Source organism: Mesorhizobium sp. LNJC405B00 (assembly GCF_000502615.1).
Classification (GTDB): Bacteria; Pseudomonadota; Alphaproteobacteria; order Rhizobiales; family Rhizobiaceae; genus Mesorhizobium.
Window position 1 is genome coordinate 125,452 of record NZ_AYWC01000013.1, and the last position, 23,258, is coordinate 148,709.

At 62.4% G+C, this 23,258-nt stretch carries 22 protein-coding genes and 1 riboswitch; of the genes, 12 read left to right on the forward strand and 10 right to left on the reverse strand.

The genetic code is table 11. From position 1 onward, the window contains the following. The first annotated feature begins 46 nt into the window (after positions 1-46). Positions 47-460, forward strand: a complete 414-nt coding sequence (locus tag X756_RS143185; protein ID WP_023730966.1) for a tellurite resistance TerB family protein — start codon at positions 47-49, stop codon at positions 458-460. Between the two features lie 33 nt (positions 461-493). Here the strand turns inward: X756_RS143185 and X756_RS143180 are convergent, their stop codons facing one another. Next, on the reverse strand, positions 494-1,345 hold the full coding sequence (locus X756_RS143180; protein WP_023730967.1) for a transporter substrate-binding domain-containing protein: 852 nt from the start codon (positions 1,343-1,345) through the stop codon (positions 494-496). Between the two features lie 260 nt (positions 1,346-1,605). On the opposite strand from X756_RS143180, the gene X756_RS143175 reads away from it, so the two are divergent. Both X756_RS143175 and X756_RS143170 read left to right on the forward strand, forming a co-directional pair. Beyond that, positions 1,606-2,337, forward strand: a complete 732-nt coding sequence (locus tag X756_RS143175; protein WP_023669621.1) for a LuxR family transcriptional regulator — start codon at positions 1,606-1,608, stop codon at positions 2,335-2,337. Positions 2,338-2,611: 274 nt separating this feature from the next. Further along, positions 2,612-3,250, forward strand: a complete 639-nt coding sequence (locus X756_RS143170; RefSeq protein ID WP_023730968.1) for a GNAT family N-acetyltransferase — start codon at positions 2,612-2,614, stop codon at positions 3,248-3,250. A 201-nt stretch (positions 3,251-3,451) separates the two neighbouring features. On the opposite strand, the gene ppk2 is transcribed toward X756_RS143170, so the two are convergent. Then, complete coding sequence (ppk2, locus tag X756_RS143165) at positions 3,452-4,357, reverse strand: polyphosphate kinase 2 (RefSeq protein ID WP_023669623.1); 906 nt, start codon at positions 4,355-4,357, stop codon at positions 3,452-3,454. Positions 4,358-4,459: 102 nt separating this feature from the next. Between ppk2 and X756_RS143160 the strand changes: the two genes are divergently transcribed. From X756_RS143160 to X756_RS143150, 3 genes are all read left to right on the forward strand, one after another. Next, on the forward strand, positions 4,460-5,725 hold the full coding sequence (locus X756_RS143160; RefSeq protein ID WP_023730969.1) for an ATP-binding protein: 1,266 nt from the start codon (positions 4,460-4,462) through the stop codon (positions 5,723-5,725). A 115-nt stretch (positions 5,726-5,840) separates the two neighbouring features. After that, positions 5,841-6,563, forward strand: coding sequence for a phosphate signaling complex protein PhoU (gene phoU, locus X756_RS143155; RefSeq protein ID WP_023730970.1), 723 nt, complete (start codon positions 5,841-5,843; stop codon positions 6,561-6,563). A 95-nt stretch (positions 6,564-6,658) separates the two neighbouring features. Further along, positions 6,659-7,666 carry a magnesium and cobalt transport protein CorA gene (locus X756_RS143150; RefSeq protein WP_023692534.1) on the forward strand — a complete coding sequence of 336 codons (1,008 nt, stop codon included), beginning with the start codon at positions 6,659-6,661 and terminating at the stop codon, positions 7,664-7,666. A gap of 139 nt (positions 7,667-7,805) precedes the next feature. On the opposite strand, the gene X756_RS143145 is transcribed toward X756_RS143150, so the two are convergent. After that, positions 7,806-8,324: a GcrA family cell cycle regulator gene (locus X756_RS143145; RefSeq protein ID WP_023669627.1), complete on the reverse strand. Its 519-nt coding sequence runs from the start codon at positions 8,322-8,324 to the stop codon at positions 7,806-7,808. Between the two features lie 358 nt (positions 8,325-8,682). On the opposite strand from X756_RS143145, the gene X756_RS143140 reads away from it, so the two are divergent. The 3 genes from X756_RS143140 to X756_RS143130 all read left to right on the forward strand — a co-directional run bounded on the left by X756_RS143140 (position 8,683) and on the right by X756_RS143130 (position 11,952). Further along, a complete protein-coding gene (locus X756_RS143140; protein WP_023730971.1) occupies positions 8,683-9,882 on the forward strand; it encodes an aspartate aminotransferase family protein in 1,200 nt (399 codons plus the stop codon). An 18-nt stretch (positions 9,883-9,900) separates the two neighbouring features. Further along, positions 9,901-10,812 carry an ornithine carbamoyltransferase gene (argF, locus tag X756_RS143135; protein ID WP_023669629.1) on the forward strand — a complete coding sequence of 304 codons (912 nt, stop codon included), beginning with the start codon at positions 9,901-9,903 and terminating at the stop codon, positions 10,810-10,812. 108 nt (positions 10,813-10,920) lie between these two features. Beyond that, on the forward strand, positions 10,921-11,952 hold the full coding sequence (locus X756_RS143130) for an Hsp33 family molecular chaperone (protein WP_031201668.1): 1,032 nt from the start codon (positions 10,921-10,923) through the stop codon (positions 11,950-11,952). 185 nt (positions 11,953-12,137) lie between these two features. On the opposite strand, the gene apaG is transcribed toward X756_RS143130, so the two are convergent. Further along, on the reverse strand, positions 12,138-12,530 hold the full coding sequence (apaG, locus tag X756_RS143125) for a Co2+/Mg2+ efflux protein ApaG (protein ID WP_023681948.1): 393 nt from the start codon (positions 12,528-12,530) through the stop codon (positions 12,138-12,140). 221 nt (positions 12,531-12,751) lie between these two features. Here apaG and X756_RS143120 point away from each other — a divergent pair, with 221 nt between their 5' ends. Further along, a complete protein-coding gene (locus X756_RS143120; RefSeq protein WP_023730972.1) occupies positions 12,752-13,903 on the forward strand; it encodes a ceramide glucosyltransferase in 1,152 nt (383 codons plus the stop codon). A gap of 11 nt (positions 13,904-13,914) precedes the next feature. Here X756_RS143120 and X756_RS143115 read toward each other — a convergent pair whose 3' ends face one another. Next, positions 13,915-15,105 carry an O-succinylhomoserine sulfhydrylase gene (locus X756_RS143115; protein WP_023730973.1) on the reverse strand — a complete coding sequence of 397 codons (1,191 nt, stop codon included), beginning with the start codon at positions 15,103-15,105 and terminating at the stop codon, positions 13,915-13,917. A 57-nt stretch (positions 15,106-15,162) separates the two neighbouring features. Beyond that, positions 15,163-15,240, reverse strand: a riboswitch (SAM riboswitch). Positions 15,241-15,380: 140 nt separating this feature from the next. On the opposite strand from X756_RS143115, the gene X756_RS143110 reads away from it, so the two are divergent. Both X756_RS143110 and X756_RS143105 read left to right on the forward strand, forming a co-directional pair. Next, the gene (locus tag X756_RS143110) at positions 15,381-16,475 is read left to right on the forward strand and encodes a 2'-deoxycytidine 5'-triphosphate deaminase (RefSeq protein ID WP_023699517.1); all 1,095 of its coding nucleotides are present in this window, start codon (positions 15,381-15,383) and stop codon (positions 16,473-16,475) included. A 101-nt stretch (positions 16,476-16,576) separates the two neighbouring features. Further along, positions 16,577-17,347: an ABC transporter substrate-binding protein gene (locus X756_RS143105; protein WP_023688688.1), complete on the forward strand. Its 771-nt coding sequence runs from the start codon at positions 16,577-16,579 to the stop codon at positions 17,345-17,347. 16 nt (positions 17,348-17,363) lie between these two features. Here the strand turns inward: X756_RS143105 and X756_RS143100 are convergent, their stop codons facing one another. The 5 genes from X756_RS143100 to chvE all read right to left on the reverse strand — a co-directional run bounded on the left by X756_RS143100 (position 17,364) and on the right by chvE (position 23,077). Continuing rightward, entirely contained in the window at positions 17,364-17,813 is a 450-nt protein-coding gene (locus tag X756_RS143100; protein WP_031208582.1) for a hypothetical protein, read from the reverse strand. Positions 17,814-17,840: 27 nt separating this feature from the next. Beyond that, the gene (araD1, locus tag X756_RS143095) at positions 17,841-18,836 is read right to left on the reverse strand and encodes an AraD1 family protein (protein ID WP_023730974.1); all 996 of its coding nucleotides are present in this window, start codon (positions 18,834-18,836) and stop codon (positions 17,841-17,843) included. A 202-nt stretch (positions 18,837-19,038) separates the two neighbouring features. Next, positions 19,039-20,325, reverse strand: coding sequence for a multiple monosaccharide ABC transporter permease (gene mmsB, locus X756_RS143090; protein WP_023669637.1), 1,287 nt, complete (start codon positions 20,323-20,325; stop codon positions 19,039-19,041). After that, on the reverse strand, positions 20,322-21,854 hold the full coding sequence (mmsA, locus tag X756_RS143085) for a multiple monosaccharide ABC transporter ATP-binding protein (RefSeq protein WP_027049369.1): 1,533 nt from the start codon (positions 21,852-21,854) through the stop codon (positions 20,322-20,324). The genes mmsB and mmsA overlap by 4 nt, the downstream gene beginning before the upstream one ends. A gap of 152 nt (positions 21,855-22,006) precedes the next feature. After that, positions 22,007-23,077 (reverse strand): multiple monosaccharide ABC transporter substrate-binding protein, encoded by a 1,071-nt coding sequence (chvE, locus tag X756_RS143080; RefSeq protein ID WP_023681943.1) that lies wholly within the window; start codon positions 23,075-23,077, stop codon positions 22,007-22,009. Positions 23,078-23,258: the final 181 nt, after the last annotated feature.

Below are 23,258 nucleotides of genomic sequence, written 5' to 3' on the forward strand. Positions count from 1 at the left end.
CGCCGTGGCGTCCCTACCTTCGACCCTCACTATCAAGGAGTTTTGAATGCCGTTGCCGTCCACCCATGAAGCCCTGATCTACCTGATGGTCATCACCTCGGCTTCCGATCGCGACATGACCGATATCGAACTGGCGCGCATCGGCGACGTCGTCCGCAGCTGGCCGGTGTTCGAGGATTTCAAGCAGGACAGGCTGATCGCCATTGCGCAGGACTGCCAGAAGATGCTGCATGAAAAGGATGGATTGGAAGGCGTGCTCGAGCGTGTCGCCGAGACTTTGCCCGAGCGGTTGCGCGACACCGCTTATGCCGCCGCCTTCGAAGTTGCCGCCGTCGATCTCGAAATGCGCATGGAGGAATTGCGGGTGCTGCAGTTGATCCGGCGTGAGCTCGATCTCGACACGCTGACCGCCGCAGCCATCGCGCGCGGGGCGAAGGCCCGCCTGCGCACGCTGACCTGATCCAGCCCCTAGAGGAAGCTGACCGGGACCGGATCAGAAAAAGCTGACCGGGAAATAGCGCAGGTAGAATTCGGCGAAGGTGCCTTTCACCGATATCTCCTGCAGCGCGTAGTCCATGGCTGCGGCCAGCGCTGGGTCGCTGGCCCGGGTGGCAATGGTCATGCCGGACCCCAGATATTCCGGCGCCAGGTAGGGTCCACCGGCGAAGCGGCAGCAACCGGCGGCGTCCGTGCCGCCCAGCCAGAAGGAAAAGCGCATGCCGTCGCCGAAGGCGGCATCGATCTTGGCGCTCTTCAAGTCGCTGTAGAGGTCTTCCGGCCGTTGAAAGCGGATGATCTGCACGGTGCCGAAATAATCGCGCAGCATCTTTTCATGCGCCGAGCCGGCCAGCACGCCGACCCGCTTCGAGCGCAATTTGTCGAGGATCGGCTCGGCGAAGGCCTTGGTCTTCGGCATGATGAAGCGCGCCGGAAACTGTAGATAGGAGCGCGAAAAGCTGTACTTCGCCCGCGTCTCCGGCGTTGCGGCGATGCCGGCGATGATCGCCTCGCCTTCGCCCTTCTGCAACGCGTCGTCGAGTTCGGCCCAGGGCAGCGCCTGGATCTGGCATTTGTCGGCGATGTCGAGTTCGGCGCAAATCGCCCGCGCCAGGTCGATGTGGAAGCCGGACAGTCGGCCCGTGCCGTCGAGAAAATTGAAGGGCGGGAAATCGGTTGTGGTGAGGAACCTGAGCCTCGGCAGCGCCGCAAGGTCCGGCTTCGGCAGCCGCTCCTTGGCATCCCAAAGCACCGGCACCTGCGGTTCCGCTGCCCGCACAGCGCCGGCAAACGGCTGCACTCCGATCAGCATCGACAGCAAGGCGATGGTTATCCAGCGTGATGTCACAAAAAACTCCGCCCGTCTTGGCCGTTGGCTTGTGATACGAAAACGGCGCAGGCACAATTGTTTTTGATTTCAAAGGGCAAATTTCGGGTTATGCTTTGGCGAGGTTGCAAATAGCCGCACAGAGTCGGCCCGGGGTTGGCGGTCGCTGGCGTTAGAAAAGCTAAGGATGTGGCTTTGCAATCCGGGGTTGATGGCTAAGTGCGGGGCAGGCACGTAGCATCGGTCTCAAGAGCGGTAGGCAACATGGGGTAGATGTTGCGATGGGTTATTTTGACCGGACACTTGAATATATTGACCGGGTGCAGCGTGCCGACACGTCGGCTGCGGTGTGCGAGCAGCTACTTAGTGTCACCTCGAATTTCGGATTGACGGCCCTGATAGCCGCAACGGTGCCGCAGCCCGGTACACCAAGCAGCCAGACGAAGGACCATGTGCTGCTCTGCGATTGGCCTAGCGAATGGCTGGAGCGTTACTTATCGCGCAACTACGTCGACCACGATCCGGTCGTCAGCCATTTGAAGCAGTTTCGGGCGCCATTCCAATGGCGCGATGCCGTTCAAAGCATGCCCGCCGACAAGAGCAGCGCCGAGGTAATGCGCGACGCCCGCCAGTTCAAGCTGCGTGACGGCCTCGCCTTCCCGCTGATCACGCTCGAAGGCCAGATCGCGCTGGTCTCGCTGGGCGGTGAGGCGGTCGAACTGTCCGAAGCCGAATTCGCAATGGTCTCGCTGGCCTCCACCTATGCCATCGGCCGCGCCATGCAGCTTCAAACGACGGCCGGCAAATCTATCGATCACATTGAATTGACGCCGCGCGAGCGCGAATGCCTGCAATGGGCGGCGGTCGGAAAATCCGAGTGGGAGATTTCGCAGATCCTCGGCATCTCGGAGCATACCTCTGAGAAACACCTTCTCAACGCCAAGAGCAAACTAGGCGCCGCCAACCGTGTGCAGGCAGTCGCCGAAGCAGTCAGGCACGGCTATATCAGCTAGGCCGGTTCTGGCGGCCCGAAATAATGGCCGCATTGTTGGCGTCATATCTTCAGAAAAGACCGGCCCCTGTCGTCCTCTTGAGACGGCTAATGCTTTCTTAACGCCAAAAGCAGACTCGGCGTCGCCAACATGGTGCACGCCATCGCGGAGGCGTTTAGACGCAGCTATATTAGCCATGTCGGCTGTGGCAGCCTGGAAATCCTTGCCAACACCTTCGCGCAATTTTTTCGGGAAAGCCCGGCCGTATCTTCCTCTTAAGCCCAGGAGACGGCTAATGCTATTTTCCCTTACCACTCAACAACTGATGGAACGTCCCGACCTATGGGAGGCCGTCCATCGCCTGCGTCACAAGGTCTTCGTCGATGAGATGCGGTGGACCGATCTCGATCGCCCGGACGGCCTCGAAATCGATCAATTCGACCATGATGAGGCCGAACACCACCTTGTCATACGCAATGGCGAGCTTGCAGGCTATCATCGGATGCTGCCGACCACACGGCCGCATCTCCTTAGCGATGTGATGCCGGAACTCTGCGAGGGAAAGCGCCCTTCGGGACCGAATGTCTGGGAGCTAACCCGTTACGCGGTGGCGCCAGGCTTTCGCGATGGCAAGCGCGGCGTGTCTACGGTCGGCACCGAACTGATCGCCGGCTTCGTCGAATGGGGCCTTGCTCGCAATGTCGATCAGGTCATTATCGAGGTCGAGCCGGTGTGGGTGCTGCGGACGCTGCAGTTGCACTTCCTGGCGACGCCGCTCGGTTACCAGCGCACCTATGGCAACCAGCAGGTCGTCGCCACACTGCTGACCTTCAACGAGCATACGCTGGATGTCGTGCGCTCGCGCCGCAACCATCACGCCCCGGTGTTGGCCAGGGGCACCCCCCACATGCTCGGCATGCGGCAGGCGTCGTGAGACTGTCTTCACCCGACGCGCTTTAATGCATGTCGCTCAAAGTGGCCCCGGTTTTGAGAGAACGACATGCATGAAACAAAGACCTAAAGCGCGTCGCGTGAATCCGTTCAAATGCGATGCGCTTTAGACAATGGCCACAGAGCCCACCTCCGTGTGGGGGTGGGCTCTGTAATTTCAGCCTCTGCCTATCGAGGCCAGTCTCTACTTCTCGAGAAACGACGGCCCTTCGCCGACGATCTTCTTATCTTCCTTGCCGATGGCGTCTAGATCGCGCCCATCATAGGGCAGTGACAACAGGATGCGCCGCATGACGGCCAGCCGCGAGCGTCGCTTGTCATTGGCCCGCACGATGATCCAGGGCGCGAACTGTTTGTGCGTGCGCTCGACCATCTGGTCGCGCGCCTTGGTGTAGTCGTCCCATTTGGTGATGCCGGCAATATCGATCGGCGAGAACTTCCAGTTCTTCAGCGGCGACCAGCGGCGGTCGTGAAACCGTTCGAGCTGGGTCTCGCGGCCGATGTTGAGCCAGAATTTGAAGAAATAGATGCCCTCATTGGAGATCATCCGCTCGAAATGCGGCGTCTCGTCGAGGAATTTTGCATGCTGTTCCGGTGTGCAGAAGCCCATCACCGGCTCGACGCCGCCGCGGTTGTACCAGGAACGGTCGAAGGTGACGAATTCGCCCGATGTCGGGAAATGGGCGACGTAGCGCTGGTAGTACCATTGCCCGACTTCGGTCGGGGTCGGCTTGGTCAGCGCCACGTTGCGCGCGGTTCGAGGATTGAGATACTGGCGCAGTACCGAGATGGTGCCGCCCTTGCCGGCGGCATCGCGCCCCTCGAACAGCGACATCACTCTGCTGCCGGTCGCCTGCAGCCAGGCCTGCGCCTTGACCAGTTCGATCTGCAGCCGCTCCAGCGTCTCGTCATACTCCTCGCTCTTCATTTTCTTGTCGTAGGGGTAGTCGCCTGCGGTCAGTTTGTGGTCCTCGATCCAGCTGGGAAGCTCGGGGTTTTCGATGTCGAACTCCCGCTCCTTGCCGTCCACCTTGATCTTCAGCGGCCCCTTTGCCGGCTCTGCGGCGGGACTTTCCTTGGCTTTTTTCATCGAGACGAACCTTTCCAGCTTGCGGACTCATGCTATGGGGGGCCTCAAACCCGGTCCAGCGGAAGTTTCGGCGGGACCGGCGCAGAAGCACGGAAAGCACGAATGGCTGACACCGGCGCAGAGCGGACAACCACGGGGCAGGCCGTCGCCGGCCGGCTGTGGAACCGCCGATGGCTGCTTGCCGCCGGTGCGATCGCCATCATGGCCGTTTATGGGTTTGCCGGTATCTCCGCCTATGTCGTCCTGGCTGCGTTGACAGTGCTGCTGGCCGCCGCGCTTCTGCCAACCGGTGGCGCCAGCCGGTCTGCTGAGACCATTACCACGGTCGAGGCGAGCGGGCTGCAGCGGCTTTCCGGTGAATATCTTGCGGCTGCCGTTGCCGATCCGCTGATCATCTTCGACCGCACCGCCACCATCGTCCACGCCAATGCCGCCGCCTTTGCCGCCTTTGTCGGTATCGCGCCCGGCCTGTCGCTGTCGCTAAAATTCCGCGCGCCGGAAATGCAGGCCTTGCTGGACGGCGTGCTGTCGGGAACCGTCGCCTCCGATGCCGTCGACTACACCGAGAAGCTGCCGGTGGAACGGGCCTACCGGGTCAGCGCGTCCTCGGTCGGCCACGCCACCGATCTCTATGTGCTGGTATTCAAGGACCAGAGTGAGACGCGCCGCATCGACCGCATGCGCGCTGACTTCATAGCCAATGCCAGCCACGAGCTGCGCACCCCGCTTGCTTCAATCTCGGGCTTCATCGAGACGTTGCGCGGCCCGGCCCGCAACGATCCGGCGGCGCGCGAGCAGTTCCTGCAGATCATGCAGAACCAGACCGGCCGCATGGCGCGCCTCATCGACGATCTCCTGTCGCTGTCGAGGCTTGAAATGAAGCCTTACCTGAGGCCGGGAACCGAGGTCGATCTGCGCCAGACCATCGACAGCGTCATCGATTCACTAGGCCCGCTCGCCAGCGAGAACGGCGTCGTCATCGAACGCGACTACGCCGAGGGGCCGCTCGACGTGCCCGGAGACCGCGACGAGCTGTTCCAGGTGTTCGAGAATCTCTTGGAAAACGCCTGCAAATACGGCCAGCCTGGCGGACGCGTCACGGTGTCGATCGCGCGGGGCGAGGCCGGCCCGGAACCGGGCATCGATGTAACCATCAGGGACTACGGCCCGGGCATCCCGGAAGAGCACATACCGCGCATTACCGAGCGCTTCTATCGCGTCGACGTGGAGAGCAGCCGCACCCAGAAAGGCACCGGTCTTGGCCTGTCCATCGTCAAGCATATTCTGACGCGCCACAACGCCCGGCTTTCGATCAAGTCGGAGGTTGGGAAGGGCGCGGCGTTCACGGTCCATTTGCCGGCAGGCTGAGGCGGTACTATCTGCTAACTGCCTGTTTCTTCTTTCTGTCATCCGGCTAGCGTATCAGCACAGGGGTCGAGGAAACGACTCAAAAGGCCAAAGATTTAAGGAAGGCATTTCGCCCATGCAGTCCGTACACATTGTCAGCGCCTATGACGAAGAGCTGAAATACCTGGCGAAGCGCATCGCTGCGATGGGCGGCCATGCCGAGCGCATGGTCGAGCAGGCGATCCAGGCGCTGGTCAATGCCGATCCCGGCCTCGCCCAGAAGGTCATTCGTGACGACATCGTGCTTGACGATGGCCAGCGCGAAATCGACGACAAAGCCATCGTCATCATCGCCAAGCGCCAGCCCATGGCGACGGATCTGCGCGAGATCGTCGGCGCCATCCGCATTTCGGCCGACCTCGAACGGGTCGGTGACCTCGGCAAGAACGTCGCCAAGCGTGTGGTCAGCGTCATTGACGGCCGCCAGCCGACCAGCCTGTTTCGCGGCCTCGAGGCGCTGGCCGAACTCGCTTTGACCCAGCTCAAGGAAGTGCTCGACGTCTATGCCTCGCGCTCGGTCGAGAAAATAGGCTTCGTTCGCGACCGCGACGACCAGATCGACGCCATGTACACCTCGCTGTTTCGCGAATTGCTGACCTACATGATGGAAGATCCGCGCAACATCACGCCGTGCACGCATCTGCTGTTTTGCGCCAAGAACATCGAGCGCATCGGCGACCACGCCACCAACATTGCCGAGACGATCTACTACATCGTCACCGGCGAGCAGTTGCCGGCCGAGCGTCCCAAGGGCGACAAGACCGACAAGGTTGCCCTGCCGGCGCTGCCGGTGAAGTGATCGCGCGCCCCTCGAATGCTTAATCATATTGCGCTAAACTACCTGGATGTTAGCGTCTCGGTTCCTGGCCAAGGCCAGGCGCTCAGGAGGCTGCGATGGAATATGTCCGAGAGTTCAAGCCGGCGCCGGCATCGTCCGGCATCATCGCGTCGAGCGTCTACACCGCCGGCAAGCGCATCGCCGACATACCGATCGAGGAAGCCGGCGAATGGGCCAAGAAGTCGGGCCATGTCGTCTGGATCGGGCTGCTCGAACCCGACCGCGAGCTTCTGCTGCGCGTCAAGGCGCAATTTCATCTGCACGAACTGGCGATCGAAGACGCCGAACATCCGCACCAGCGGCCGAAAATCGAGCAATATGGCGATGCGCTGTTCATCGTTGCCCGCACTGCACAGCTGATCGACGGACGCGTCACCTTCGGCGAGACGCATCTGTTCGTCGGCTCAGGCTATATCGTCAGCGTCAGGCATGGTCCCTCGACCTCATACGCCGCCGTGCGCCAGCACTGGGAAAGTTGTCCGCACTCACTGGCCAAGGGCGAGGATTTCGTCCTCTACGCCATTCTCGACTTCATCGTCGACAACTACATGCCGGTGCTCGAGCAGATCGAGGACGAGGTCGAGGCGATCGAGGACAGGGTGCTGCTGAAGCCGATGACCGGTCCCGACATCGAGCGGCTCTACATGCTGCGCCGCGATCTGTTGCGCCTGCGCAATGCGGCGCTGCCGTTGGTCGAGGTCTGCCGCCGGCTGACCAGCGCCGAACTGCCGCAGATCCATACCGCAATGCATCCGCTGTTTCGCGATGTCACCGACCATATCCGCACCGTGCAGGAAAAGATCGACAGCCTGCGCGAGGTTCTGGCCTTCGCTTTCGAAGCCAGCCTGCTGGTCGGCCAGAGCCAGGAAACCGCGAACACCAAGAAGCTGGCCTCATGGGCCGCGATCCTGGCGGTGCCGACGGCGCTCGCCGGCATTTACGGCATGAATTTCGACGACATGCCGGAACTGAAGATGCAATACGGCTATCCCGTCGTATTGGTCTCGATCGCGCTGATCTGCTCGTTTTTGTATTGGCGATTTCGGAAGAGTGGGTGGCTGTGATGGTAGGCAGTAGGCAGTAGGCAGTAGGCAGTAGGCAGTAGGCAGTAGGCAGTAGGCAGTAGGCAGTAGGCAGAATAAGGTGGCGCCTCACGAGCGCTACCCCATTCCCTACTGCCCAGTCCCCAATCCCTATTCCTAACTACCGGCTCCTGCGCCGCTCTGAAGCCGGCTGGAACGCCACCCTTGCGTGGTACTTGCAGTAAGGTCCGGTTTCAGCCGCCTCGTTGCCGCAGAAGTTGAAGTCTTCCGATAGCGGATCGCCATTCGGCCATTTGCAGGTGCGCTCGGTGAGATCGGTGAGCTGCAGATGCCGCGAGATCGGCACGACGACGTTTTCGACCGGGCGGATGTAGTGGCGCGCCACTGGCTCGGCGTCGAACTGCGCCTGCAGTGCGTTCGCCCCGATCGAAGTCGTGACATGGCGCTGCGTGGTTGCGGCGCGAGGCACCGATTTCTGGATCGAAGATCCCTGCGTTGTCTTCTTCTGACGCGCCGGCGTCGCGGTCGAGCGTCCGCGGCCCGACAGCTTCAGCCGGTGCACCTTGCCGATGACCGCGTTGCGGCTGACCCCGCCGAGTTGTGCGGCGATCTGGCTTGCGCTCAAGCCCTCCGACCACAGTTTCCTGAGAAGTTCGACCCGCTCGTCAGTCCAGTTCATGAGACCGCGCTCCTGCTATGTGTGCGGCAGCCGGAATCCGTTCCCGACCCGGCAATCTTTGCCGGGGCAGACACCACATATATTAGGTGATTAGGTCCGCCGCACGAAATCTAGTTATTTCCCGACTACAATTACCTCATGTGTTGACTCGGTGACAAGAGTCCCAGGTGCAACACGAATCGGTTTTTTAGGTTTTCCCCAACTTGCCCGGTCGCTTATGAGCCGGCGTCTCGTCGGGAGCTGGCCACGCGCCTCTGCACGACGTTTTCGTTGACTTCATGGCCGAAAAACACGATAAGCCGCAAAGGCCGCCGCTTTGGCGGCTTTTTTGATTTTTCCGGTACCGGAGACGCATATAATGAGCGGTTCGGCGCTTTACGAGACCTTTGCCCGCGCCCCTTTGGCCTTCGATCATGGCGAAGGCACCTGGCTGGTTACCGACAAGGGCGAGCGATATCTCGATTTCGCTGGCGGCATCGCGGTCAATTCGTTGGGCCACAGCCATCCGCATCTGGTCTCGGCGCTGACCGAACAGGCGGCCAAGCTCTGGCACGTCTCCAATCTCTACGAGATCCCGGGGCAGACCCGGCTCGGCGAGCGGCTGGCTGACGCCACCTTCGCCGACAAGGTGTTCTTCACCAATTCCGGCGCCGAGGCGCTCGAATGCGCGATCAAGACGGCGCGGCGCTACCAGTTCGTCAAGGGCCATCCCGAGCGCTTCCGGGTCGTCACCTTCGAAGGCGCCTTCCACGGCCGCACGCTGGCGACCATCGCCGCCGGCGGCCAGTACAAATATCTCGAAGGTTTTGGGCCCAAGGTCGAAGGCTTCGACCAGGTCGGCTTCGACGACATCGACGCCGCCGAAAAGGCGATCACACCAGAGACCGCCGCGATCCTGATCGAACCGGTGCAAGGCGAGGGCGGCATCCGCCCGGTGCCGACGCAATCCTTGAAACGGCTGCGGCAGCTCTGCGACCAGCACGGCCTGCTGCTGATCTTCGATGAGGTCCAGTGCGGTATCGGTCGCACCGGAAAGCTGTTCGCGCATGAATGGACCGGCGTGACGCCCGACATCATGGCGATTGCCAAAGGCATTGGCGGCGGCTTTCCGATGGGCGCGTGCCTCGCCACCGACGACGCTGTCGTCGGCATGACGGCAGGCGTGCATGGCACCACTTTCGGCGGCAATCCGCTGGCCATGGCGGTCGGCAACGCTGTGCTCGACGTCGTGCTGGAAGACGGCTTCCTTGAAGACGTCCAGCGCAAGGCATTGCTGATGAAGCAGGGCCTGGCGGCGGTCGCCGACGAATTTCCCGATGTCATCGAAGGCATCAGGGGCAGCGGCCTGATGCTTGGCCTGAAATGCGCCATGCCAAACACCAAGGTCAACATGGCGCTGCGCGACCAGCATCTGCTGGCGGTGCCGGCCGGCGACAACGTCATTCGTCTGCTGCCGCCGCTGACCGTCACCGACGCCGAGATCGGCGAAGCGCTCGATCGCATCCGCGCCGCCGCCAAGGGCCTGACCGACGCCATCGCCGCGGCCGCCGCGAAGTAATCCCGAGAACCATTCCCGATGAGCCTTCGCCATTTCACCGATCTTTCCGCCGTTTCCGAAGGCGATCTGCGCCTGATGCTGGACGATGCGGTGGTGCGCAAGGCGCGCCTCAAGGCCGGCGAACGGACCAAACCGCTCGAAGGCAAGGTGCTGGCCATGATCTTCGACAAGCCGTCGACGCGCACGCGCGTGTCCTTCGACGTCGGCATGCGACAGCTCGGCGGCGAGACCATCATGCTGACCGGCACCGAAATGCAGCTCGGCCGCTCCGAGACCATTGCCGACACCGCCAAGGTGCTGTCGCGCTATGTCGACGCCATCATGATCCGCACCACGTCGCATGAGCGGCTGCTCGAGCTGACCGAGAATGCCACGATTCCGGTCATCAACGGGCTGACCGACGACACCCATCCCTGTCAGCTGATGGCCGACATCATGACCTTCGAGGAGCATCGCGGTCCGGTTGCCGGCAAGACCATCGCCTGGACCGGCGACGGCAACAACGTGCTGCATTCGCTGCTCGAAGCTTCGGCGCGGTTCCGCTTCAACCTGAACGTCGCAGTGCCGGAAGGCAGCGAGCCGGCGCAAAAGCACATCGACTGGTCGAAGTCCAATGGCGGCAAGCTGCACTTCACCCGCTCGCCCGAAGAGGCCGTCGACCAAGCCGACTGCATCGTCACCGACTGCTGGGTGTCTATGGGCCAGGAACACCGCGCCCGCGGCCATAATGTCTTCTCGCCCTATCAGGTCAATGCGGCGCTGATGGCCAGGGCCAAGCCCGACGCCCTGTTCATGCACTGCCTGCCGGCGCACCGCGGCGAGGAAGTGACCGACGAGGTCATCGACGGGCCGCATTCGGTGGTCTTCGACGAAGCCGAGAACCGGCTTCACGCCCAGAAGGCGGTTTTGGCCTGGTGTCTGGGCGCTTGATCTCCAGGCGCTTGATCTCGAAGCGCTTGATCCGGGGCGGCGTGATGCCTATTTGCGCCGCATCACGCAAATCAAGCGCGTTTGGACGCATGCACCCCTCCGGGCCGCATGGCCGCGCCCTGGAGCTTTGTCATGTTGGAAACGCATCAAGTGACTGAACATCACCCCAAACTCGGCGAGTTCGGCTATGCCGGCGACGATCATGTCGTACCCTTCGAGGTCGGCCCGCTCGACGTGCGCGGCCGCACCGTGCAACTCGGGCCGATGCTCGACGCCATCCTCAACCGTCACGACTATCCCGAGCCGGTCGCCCGCCTGCTCGCGGAAGCCTGTGTGCTGACGGTGCTGCTCGGCACCTCGCTCAAATTCGAAGGCAAGTTCATCCTGCAGACCCGCACCGACGGGCCGGTCGACATGCTGGTCGCGGATTTCTCCACGCCTTCGGCATTGCGCGCCTATGCGCGTTTCGACGCCGACCGGCTGGAGGCCCTGGTGGCCGGAGGCCAGACCTCGCAGCAGACGCTGCTGGGCAGCGGCGTTTTGGCGCTGACCATCGACCAGGGCGCGCACACGCAGCGCTATCAGGGCATCGTCCAGCTCGACGGCGAGACGCTGGAAGACGCCGCGCGCACCTATTTCCGCCAGTCGGAGCAGATCCCGACCGACCTCAGGCTGTCGGTGGCCAAGCTGCTGACGCCAGGTCCCGGCGGCGCTCGTGAGCAGTGGCGCGCCGGCGGCATCCTGGCGCAGTTCCTGCCGCAGTCACCCGAGCGCATGCGCGTGCCCGACATTTCGGGCGGCGACGGCGATCCGCGTGACGTGACGCAGGAGCCGGCCGACAATTCGTGGCGCGAGCTGGTGGCGCTGCTCGGCACCATCGAGCCGACCGAGCTGATCGACCCGACCATCGGCGCCGAGCGGCTGCTCTACAGGCTGTTCCACGAACATGGCGTGCGCGTCTTCGGCGGCGTGCCGGTCGCCGACCAATGTTCCTGCTCAAGGGACAAGATACGCGGCATCCTCGAGGGGTTTTCCGCGCAGGAGATCAAGGACAGCACCGAAGATGGCGGCATCCACGTCGCCTGCGAGTTCTGCTCGAAGCAGTACGACTTCGACCCGGCGGAGTTTGCAACTCAGTAGCATCTCTTCCTTCTCCCCGTTCACGGGGAGAAGGTGCCCGAAGGGCGGATGAGGGCAGCGCGAACTTTGGTGAATGGCCGCGCATAGCCTAGGTCATGTGCGTGGAAGATAACCTCATGACTCTGGCGCTGCCCCTCATTGCCCTGCCGGGCATTTCTCCCCGTATAGTGACGGGGTGAAAACCCCTAATTCACCGTCCGTCGGGTCCCCGGCAGATCCAGCGAAAACGCGGGAATAGCGACGTCGAACGTCTCGCCCTTTTTGTTGCGCATGGTGTAGTGGCCGACCATGAAGCCGGAGGGCGTCGAGAGCGGGCAGCCTGACGTGTATTGATAGCTGTCGCCGGGATTGAGCTCAGGCTGGTCGCCGACCACGCCGGCGCCGCGCACTTCCTCGATCCGGCCGCTGCCGTCGGTGATGTGCCAGTAACGCGACATAAGCTGCACGAAATCGTCCGACTGGTTGTCGATCGTCACCTGGTAGCCCCAGACATAACGGTTCTCCGCCGGGTCCGAGCGGTCCTCCAGGTAGAACGGTCTGACCTGCACTTCGATGTTGCGCGTGACGGCGCGGTACATGGGCTGCTCCGGTTGCGCAGCAGGGAACATTTGTCGCGCCATGCGGTTTGATACGCGCAGAGCGGCATGTCCTGCCAGCCTCAAAGCGCAGTGCCGACAAACAATGTCATTTAAGTGACACATGACAATGTTGGTGTGCGCAAACCTTGCCGGCGACTCAAGGCCCATCTGTCGACTGACAAAGCAGCCGCGAGCGGCCTTTCCGGAGTGACCAGATCTCGATGGAACTAGCTCTCACAGCCGCCTTCGCTTCCTCCGCTTTGCTTCTTTCCAATCTCGCCAGCATCCTGCTTGCTTCGTCGAAACTGCAAGCGCGTCGCCTTATCCCTCCGCCGTCCGGCGAGCAGCCACCGGTCTCGATCGTCGTGCCGTCGCGCGGCGTGGAGCCGTTCACACAAGAGACGCTGCAGCGAGCCTTCTCGCTCGACTGGCCGCGCTACGAACTGATCTTCTGCGTCGCTCACGCCGACGATCCCGTCGTCAAACTGATAAACAGGGCGATCGTCCTGTTTCCCAACGTGCCGGCCCGGCTGCTGATCGGCGACGACCGCGTCAGCAGCAACCCGAAGCTCAACAACTGCGTCAAGGGCTGGGAAGCGGCGCGCTATCATTGGGTTATTCTGGCGGATTCCAACGTGCTGATGCCAAGGGATTACGTCCAGCACCTGATGGCGGCCTGGCGGACCAATACCGGGCTTATCTGCTCGACGCCGATCGGCTCTCGGCCGGATGGCTTTTGGGCCGAGGTCGAATGCGCGTTCCTCAACACGCTGCAGGCGCGCTGGCAATATGCCGGCGAGGCGCTCGGTCTCGGCTTTGCCCAAGGCAAGAGCATGCTGTGGAACAAACCGATGCTCGATACCAGTGGCGGTATCCGCGCGCTGGCCGCCGAGATCGCCGAGGATGCTGCTGCAACCAAGCTGGTCAACGGACTGGGCCTGCGCGTCAATCTCGTTGCCTCGCCTTTCGAGCAACCACTGGGGCAGCGCCGACTTGCCGACATCTGGTCGCGTCAGGCGCGCTGGGCGCGGTTGCGCCGCGTCACTTTCCCGCTGTTTTTCGCACCCGAGATCCTGACCGGCGTCGCCGTGCCGTTGGCGTTGGCGCTGGTGGCGGCCGCAAGTGCCGGCATCAGCCTGCCGGCCACGGTGTCGGCCGTGCTGACGGCGGCCTACATTCCCGAATGCGCGCTGGCCGCGGCCAAGGGCTGGCATCTGTCGCTGCGCATGGTCCCGGCGATGATGGTCCGCGACATGATGCTTCCCGCCATCTGGGCGCGCGGCTGGCTGAGCGGCGCCGTCGACTGGCGCGGCAACACCATGACCATCGGCACCAAGACGGCCGAACTGGAAGAGGTTTCGTCGGGAGCGTGACGCCTCGCGGCCTACCCGGCTGCCTTCAGCGCCTGCGCAACGTCCTCCAGCAGATCGTCCGTATCCTCAAGACCGACCGACAGCCTGAGCGTTCCCGGCCCGATGCCAAGTTCGGCGCGAGCTTCGTCGCTGAGGTTCTTGTGCGTGGTGGTCGCCGGATGGGTGATCAGGCTCTTGGCGTCGCCGAGATTGTTGGAGATCAGCACGATGTCGAGCGCGTTCTGCAAGGCGAAGGCCGCCTGCTTGCCGCCCTTGACGTCGAGGCAGATCAGCGTCGATCCGCCCGTCATCTGCTTCTTGACGATGTCGGCCTGCGGGTGGTCGGCGCGGCCGGGATAGATGACGCGGGCGATTTCCGGCCGTCCTGCCAGGAAATCCGCGATCTTGGCCGCGCTTTCCGTCTGCTGGCGCACCCGAACCGGCAGCGTCTCCAGGCCCTTGAGCAGCGTCCAGGCGTTGAACGGCGACAGGCTCGGGCCGGTGTGGCGGAAATAGTCGTGCAAATTCTCGTCGATCCATTTCTTGTCCGACAGGATGATGCCGCCGAGACAGCGTCCCTGGCCGTCAATGTGCTTGGTCGCGGAGTAGACGACGATATGGGCGCCGAGCTGCAAGGGCTTCTGCTGCAAGGGCGTGGCAAAGACATTGTCGACGATCAGCCTGGCGCCGATCGAGGTGGCGAGCGCCGCCACCGCTGCGATGTCGACCACTTCCAGCGTCGGATTGGTCGGGCTTTCCAGGAAGAACAGTTTCGTGTTCGGCCGCACCGCCTTTTCCCAGTTGGCGACGTCGGTGCCGTCGACCAGCGTTGCCTCGATGCCGTATTTCGGCGCCAGCGTCTCCACCACCCAGCGGCAGGAGCCGAACAGCGCGAGCGCCGCAACGATATGGTCGCCGGCCTTGGCGCTGCACAGGAGCGCTGCCGTCACCGCCGCCATGCCGGACGCCGTGGCGCGCGCATCTTCGGCACCCTCCAGCGCGCACATGCGCTTTTCGAACATGTCGACGGTAGGGTTGGCATAGCGCGAATAGATGAAGCCCGGCTCCTCGCCCTTGAAACGGGCCTCGGCAGCCTGCGCCGTCTCGTAGACATAGCCTTGGGTGAGGTACATCGCTTCGGACGTCTCGCCGAACTGGGAACGCAGCGTTCCCCCGTGCACGAGTGCGGTCTGAGGTTTCCAGTTACGCTTCTTGGTGCTCATCGTTTTTGTTCCAGACACAAAAAAACCGGCCGCGAAAGTCGCAACCGGTCCATATGGCCTTGCGGCCCGACGGTCCTTTAGCGACTTGTTTAACGTGGCTGCAAGCCGACCGGCCAAATCACCACGGGATAACGACCCTTTAGACCTCACCTGCGCTTGCGTCAATTGCCGGCTTCATTAAGAGGTTTGTACCAGGCAGGTTCCGCAATAATATCCAGCGGTTTTGCGGCAAGAACCTGCCACAAAGAGACCGACCTTGGAGCGGAGCCAGCCTTTTGCGGCAGACAGGCATTCTTCCCGATCAGGACATTTCCGCGCTGTTTCAGTCCGGCGCGCTGAAGTCGCCGCGCGCGCTCGATGTCGACCAGGTGCAGCCGGCGAGCCTCGATCTCAGGCTCGGCGACAAGGCTTTTCGCGTGCGCGCCTCCTTCCTGCCGGGTCCCGATCATCTGGTGGCCGACAAGCTTCACCGGCTGAAATTGCATGAGTTCAGTCTCGCCGAGGGCGCGGTGCTGGAAACCGGCTGCGTCTACATCGTGCCGCTGCTCGAAAGCCTGGCGCTGCCCGCAAATGTGTCGGCCTCGGCCAACCCGAAGAGCTCGACCGGCCGGCTCGACATCTTCACCCGGGTGATGACCGATCGCGGCCATGAGTTCGACAAGATCGCCCCCGGCTATCACGGGCCGCTTTATCTCGAAGTCAGTCCGCGCACCTTCCCGATCGTCGTACGCGCCGGATCGAGGCTGTCGCAGATCCGCTTTCGCACCGGCAACGCGCTGTTGTCGGAGGCAGAACTGAACGAATTGCACCGCGCCGAGATGCTGGTGGCGACCGAGCCGCCCAACATTTCCGGCGGCGGCATTGCGCTGTCGATCGATCTTGACGGCGACCAGAACGGCCTGGTCGGCTATCGCGGCAAGCATCACACCGGCTTGGTCGATGTCGACAAGCGCGCCGCCCAGGATGCCGTCGATTTCTGGGAGCCGCTCTATAAGAGCGGCGCCGGCGAACTGGTGCTCGACCCGGACGAGTTCTACATCCTGGTCAGCCGCGAAGCCGTGCACGTGCCGCCGCTCTACGCCGCCGAGATGACGCCCTTCGATCCGCTGGTTGGCGAATTCCGTGTTCACTATGCCGGCTTCTTCGATCCGGGCTTCGGCCATTCGGCCTCAGGCGGCACCGGCAGCCGGGCGGTGCTCGAAGTGCGCAGCCACGAAGTGCCGTTCATCCTCGACCACGGCCAGATCGTCGGCCGGCTGGTCTACGAACACATGCTGAAGCGGCCGCAGGCGCTTTACGGCACCGATCTCGGCTCGAATTACCAGGCGCAAGGCCTCAAGCTCTCCAAGCATTTCCGCCCCGCCGGCTGAACCTTCGATCACCGTCAGGCAAAATACTTGCCTGCGCTGCCTCACCATGCTTGGCTGCCTTTCGGTGGCCGGCAAGAGAACGGCGCGCAAGGGGAACCAAAATGCAGATTTCAAGATGGATCATATCGGCAGCGGGCGCTGCCATGCTGGTGATATCGGCCGGCTCGCTGGCTGAGGCGCAGGAGAAATTGAAGATCGGCACCGAGGGCGCTTATCCGCCCTTCAACACCATCACCGCGGACGGCAAGATCGAGGGCTTCGACATCGACATCGCCAATGCGCTGTGTGCGCAGATGAAGGTCGAGTGCGAGATCGTCACCCAGGACTGGGACGGCATCATCCCGGCGCTGCAGGCGAAAAAGTTCGACGCCATCATCGCCTCGATGAGCATCACCGAGGAGCGCAAGAAACAGGTCGCCTTCACCAACAAATACTACACGACGCCGCTGGCGCTGGTGGCGCCCAAGGACAGCGACCTCACTTCCACCGAACCGGCAGCCCTTGCCGGCAAGACGGTGGGCGCGCAGGCCTCGACCACCCAGGCCGACTATGCGCAGGACGCCTATGGCAAGGCCGGCGCCGAGGCGAAACTCTACCCCACCCAGGAAGAGGCGATCACCGACTTGCAGAACGGCCGTCTCGACGCCGTCATCTCCGACAAATTCGTTCTGATGGACTGGCTGAAGAAGGCGAGCGACGGCTGCTGCAAGCTTGTCGGTGACGTCAAGGGCACCGAGACGCAAGCCGGCATCGCTGTCCGCCTGGAGGACACGGCACTTCGCGACAAGCTCAACGCGGCGATAGACGCCATCGTCGCCGACGGCACTTACAAGAAGATCCAGGCCAAGTATTTCGATTTCGATATCTATTGAGTCCCGTCCGCCGGCGTCAGCCGCGAAAGAGATACGATTTCGCGGCGCCAAGGCAGGCATGAAAATGGCCGATAAACAGCAGTTCGCGTGCGGCCAAACGTTTCCTGCCCCAAAAGCCTTCGGTCAGTTTGACCTCGTCGAGCGAAGCGTTTGAGCCGCGCTTCAACGGGAACAACTGCTTGTCGAGGCAACCGAGGACATGGGCCTTGGCGGAGTCGATGCCGCAGACCTTGCCATTGTTGTTCAGCCTGTCGCTGCGAAGCGCTGATGTCATGTGATCCGTGTTGCGCATCAGAAAGCTCACCTGGGCTTTCGAATAGCCGGTTGCCAGAAGACGGCTCGTCATCGCCAAACGGGCTTCACGATAGGACTTCGGGCTGCACTGGCCGGCGCTAAAGGCCACCGACGGTTGGGTCAGGAACAGGGCCACGCCCGTGAACACAATGACAAGCCGCATTCCGTTCATTTCCGGCTCCCAAATTGTGATGCTGCCTCAAAGCGCCTTCACCGCCACCTTAACCGGCTGCTCAATCTCCAGCGGGTTGCGCAGCGGCAGGCCGAAATCCGCGGCCTCGATCTCGAAAACGTCGCCGGCCTGAGTCTTGATGCCGTCGGCAAAGGACAGCGTCGCCGTGCCGAACATGTGCACATGCACGTCGCCCGGCTGGCGGAAGGCCGAATATTTGAAGTGATGATGTTCGAGATTGGCGATTGTGTGCGACATGTTCGCTTCGCCCGACAGGAACGGCTTTTCCCACAGCAAATTGCTGTCGCGATAGATTCGCGATGAGCCCCTGACGTCGGCCGGCAGGTCGCCGATCAGGATTTCCGGCCCGAACGAGGCGTTGCGCAGTTTGGAATGTGCCAGGAACAGATAGTTCACCCGCTCGGTAACATGATCGGAAAACTCGTTCGACAGCGTGAAGCCGACGCGGAACGGCGCGCCGTCGTCGCCGATGACATAGATGCCGGCGATTTCCGGCTCCTCGCCGGCGTCCTGCGCAAAGGCCGGCGACATCAGTGCGGCGCCCGGCGCCACCGCCATGGTGCCGTTGCCCTTGTAGAACCATTCCGGCTGCACGCCGGTCTGGCCCTTGGCCGGCTTGCCGCCTTCGAGCCCCATGCGGAACATCTTCATGGAATCGGTAAGCTGCTCCTCGCCGCCATCGCTGAGCTTCTTGTGCATGGAATCGCGCGTCGCCGCCGAGCCGAGATGGGTCAGGCCGGTGCCGGTCAGATGCAGATGCGCAGGATCGGGATGGTTGATCGGGGACACCAGCCGGCCCTTCTTGTAGACGGCGTCGAGGTCTATCGCTTCACCGAACCCCTTGCGCTCGATCAGCGCGGCGAGGGCCGTTCCGGTGCGCGCGGCTTCCATGGCCAGCGAATAGACGCTGCGGGCGCCGTTGATGATCCTGGTCTTGCCGCCGCCATTGCGGGCGACGACGCGGATGGTCTCGGCGTCGTCGAGGATCTGGGAGATTAGCATGATGAAATCCTCTCTCATGTGCCTTGGCCGGGTTGCCCCTTGGCAAACCTTGACCTGCGCGGCTCGGACCTCGCCGCGCCACGGGTTGAACTCTTCGTCCGGATTGCGCTCGCGAGCTCCATCCCTCGGGGGACTTCTTGTGCCGACAACTTGCCGGCTGCGCCGCGACCGTATGCCTCCTGCTTGCCTCGCCTGAAGCTTGTCAGGCCTTGTTCTTGTTGTAGACGTCGAAGATCACGGCGCCGAGCAGCACCAGGCCTTTGACCACCTGCTGCCAGTCGACATTGACGCCCATGATCGACATGCCGTTGTTCATCACGCCCATGATGAAGCCGCCGACGACTGCCCCGATGACCTGGCCGACGCCGCCCATCGCCGAGGCGCCGCCGATGAACACTGCGGCGATGACGTCGAGCTCCGAGCCGAGACCCGCCGCCGGCACCGCCTGGCCGAGACGAGCCGCGATGATCAGGCCGCCAAGCGCCGACAGCACGCCCATATTGATGAACACCATCAGCGTCAGCCGCTCGGTGTTGATGCCCGACAGCTGCGCCGCCTTGGGATTGCCGCCCATGGCGTAGATGCGCCTCCCGATGGTCATGCGCTTGGTGACGAAGACGAACAGCGTGATCAGCACGCCCATGACCAGCAGCACCACCGGCAGGCCGCGGTAGCTGGCAAACTCATAGACCAGGAACAGCGCCAGCGCGCTGGCGACCAGCGTCTTGACCACGAACAGGGTGAAGGGCTCGGCCTCATAACCATGGCGTTCTCGTTTGCGCCGGGTGCGGACCCCGAAATAGGCATAGGCGAGCACGGCGATCAGCCCCAGCACGACCGTCGTCATGTGCAGGGTCACGCCGCTGCCCATGATGGTCTTGCCGGCTGCGTTCACGACCGGCGGGACGAGCGTCAGTGGGCCGATCACATCCGGGATGAAGCCGGAGCTGAGCATCTTGAAGTCGTCGGGAAGCGGACCCACCGACGAGCCGCCGCCAAGCAACGCCTGGCAAATGCCGCGGAAGATCAGCATGCCGGCCAGCGTGACGATGAAGCTCGGTATCCGGTGATAGGCGATCCAATACCCTTGCGCGGCGCCGATCAGGCCACCCGCGACCAGGCAGACGATCGAAACCACCAGCGGATTGCTCAGCGGTCCGAGTTGCCAGATGACCATCATGTTTGCCGCCAGCGCGCCGATGAAACCGGCGACCGATCCGACGCTGAGGTCGATATAGCCCGATACGATCACCAGCAGCATGCCCAGCGCCATCACGATGATGAAGGAGTTCTGCTGCACCAGATTGCTGAGGTTGACCGGCTTGAACAACGTCCCCGACGTGGTGAACTGGAAGAACAGCATGATGACGATCAGGGCTATGATCAGCCCGTATTCGCGTAAATTCGTCGCCAGCGCCGAGACGGCGATGCGCGGGCGCTGTTCGTCGGCGACGTTGCCCTGCGGGGCGGGGGCGCTTTCGGTGCTCATGCTGCTTTTCCTTCTCCCCGGACGATGGCGCGCATTATCTTTTCCTGGCTTGCTTCCGCCGCGGGCATTTCGCCCACCATGCGCCCTTCGTTCATGACGTAGATGCGGTCGGTAATCCCCAGCAATTCCGGCATTTCCGACGAGATGACCACGATCGCCTTACCCTCCGAGGCAAGGCGCGCGATGATCGTGTAGATTTCATACTTGGCGCCGACATCGATGCCGCGTGTCGGCTCGTCGAGGATCAGCACGTCAGGGTCGGCAAACAACCATTTCGACAGCACCACCTTCTGCTGGTTGCCGCCGGAAAGATTGCCGGTCATCTGATAGACGCTTGACGCACGGATATTGGTCTTCTTGCGATAGTCGTTGGCGACCGCAAGTTCGCGCATGTCGTCGATCACGCTGTGGCGCGACACGCCGTCGAGATTGGCCAGCGTAATGTTATGCTTGATATGGTCGATGAGGTTGAGGCCGTAGGTCTTGCGGTCCTCGGTGACATAGGCGATGCCGTGTTGGACCGCCTTGCTTACCGAGGAGACATCGACCGGCTTGCCCTTGAGCAGCACTTCGCCGGTGATGCGGCGGCCATAGGAGCGGCCGAACAGGCTCATGGCGAATTCGGTGCGGCCGGCGCCCATCAGCCCGGCGATGCCGACCACCTCGCCCTTGCGCACATTGATGTCGATGCCCTTGATCACCTGCCGCTCGGCATGGAGCGGGTGATAGACCGACCAGTTCTTCACCTCGAACACGACTTCGCCGATCTTGGGCTCGCGCGGCGGATAGCGGTCGTCTAGCGAACGGCCGACCATCGAGGTGATGATGCGGTCTTCGGAGATATCCTTCTTGGCCAGCGTCTCGATGGTGCGCCCGTCACGGATGACGGTTACCTTGTCGGCGACCCGGTTGATCTCGTTGAGCTTGTGCGAGATCAGGATCGAGGTCATGCCTTGCCGCTTGAATTCGAGCAGAAGATCGAGCAGCGCCTGGCTGTCTTTCTCGCTGAGCGACGCGGTCGGCTCATCGAGGATCAAAAGCTTGACGTCCTTGCTCAGCGCCTTGGCGATCTCGACCAGCTGCTGCTTGCCGACGCCGATATTGGTGATCAGTGTCTTGGGGTCCTCCTTGAGGCCCACCTTCTTCAACAGGGCAGCGGTGCGCGCCTCGTTGGCATCCCAGTCGATGACGCCGTATCGGGCGTTTTCGTTGCCGAGGAAGATATTTTCGGTGATCGACAGCATCGGCACCAGCGCTAGCTCCTGGTGGATGATGACGATGCCCTTGTGTTCGCTGTCATGGATACCTTTGAACTGGCATTCCTGACCCTGAAAAATGATCTGGCCGTCATATGTGCCGGCGGGATAGACGCCCGACAGAACCTTCATCAGCGTCGACTTGCCGGCGCCGTTCTCGCCAACCACGGCGTGGATCTCGCCTTCTTCGACGCTGAGGTTGACGTTCGACAGCGCCTTCACGCCGGGGAAGGTCTTGGTGATGTCGCGCATCTCCAAAATCGTCGTCATCAGGGCAAGCTCCTCCTGTTGCATGTCGCTCAAAATTGCTTGCGGTTTGAGACAACGACATGCACGCAAACTAAGTCCGGTAGAAACAATACCGGGGTCGCTTGTGAACGGAAAGGGGTCCTGCGTCGCGCAGGACCCCTGTCTTTCTAAACGGATTACTTCAGTTCGTCGGCCTTGATGTAGCCGGAGTCGACGACCAGTGCCTGGTAGTTCGACTTGTCGACCTCATGCGGCGTCAAAAGGATCGAGGGAACGACCTTGACGTCGTTGTTGTAGGTCTTTTCATCCAGGCCGTCCGGCTTGCCGCCCGAGAGCACCTTGTCGACGAGTTCGACGGTGGCCTTGGCCAGTTCGCGGGTGTCCTTGAACACGGTCGAGTATTGCTCGCCCGTGATGATCAGCTTGACCGAAGCGGTCTCGGCGTCCTGGCCGGTCACGATCGGCCACGGCTGGGCGTCGGTGCCGTAACCGACGGCGCGCAGCGAAGCGGTGATGCCGCGCGACAGGCCGTCATAGGGCGACAGAACGCCATCGACGCGGCTGCCGTCCGAGTAGTTGGCCGACAGAAGGTTGTCCATGCGCGCCTGGGCGGTGGCGGCGAGCCAGCGCAGCGTGCCGACCTTGTCCATGCCGGTCTGGCCGGACTTGATCTTGATCGAGCCGTCATCGATCAGCGGCTGCAGCACCGAGATTGCGCCGTTGTAGAAGAAGAAGGCGTTGTTGTCGTCCGGCGAGCCGCCGAACAGTTCGACGTTCCACGGCTTGGTGTTCGGGAAGCGCTCCTTGAGGCCCTTGACCAGCGAGTTCGCCTGGATCACGCCGACGCCGAAATTGTCGAAGGTGGTGTAGTAATCGACATTGGCGGTCTTCTTGATCAGGCGGTCATAGGCGACGACGACGACGCCGGCGTCAGCGGCCTTCTGCAGCGCGTCCGACAGGGTCGTGCCGTCGATCGAAGCGATGATCAGCGCCTTCGGGCCCTTGGTGATTTCGTTTTCCAGCTGGCTGAGCTGGTTGGGGATGTCGTCCTGCGCGTACTGCAGGTCGACCGTGTAGCCGAGAGCTTCGAGCTGGGACTTGACGGCATCGCCGTCATTGATCCAGCGCTGCGAGGTCTTGGTCGGCATCAGCACGCCGACAAGACCCTTGTCGGCTGCGTGCGCCGAGTAGGTCATGGCAGCGATGCCAAGGGCCGCGACGGCGGCCAGTGTCTTGATGATTTTCACGTAAAACTCTCCCTGGTTGATGGACGCGACACCTCGGGGCTTCGCGGGCCGCGCAGTCGGGCGGATGCGCCAAAGCGCCGCCGCCGTCATAATCGATCTCCGGTATCCTCCCAATCGGCCCTCAGTTTTGATTTAAATCGATACGATTTTGCTCGTCATCGACCGTCAAGTCTTGAGGACG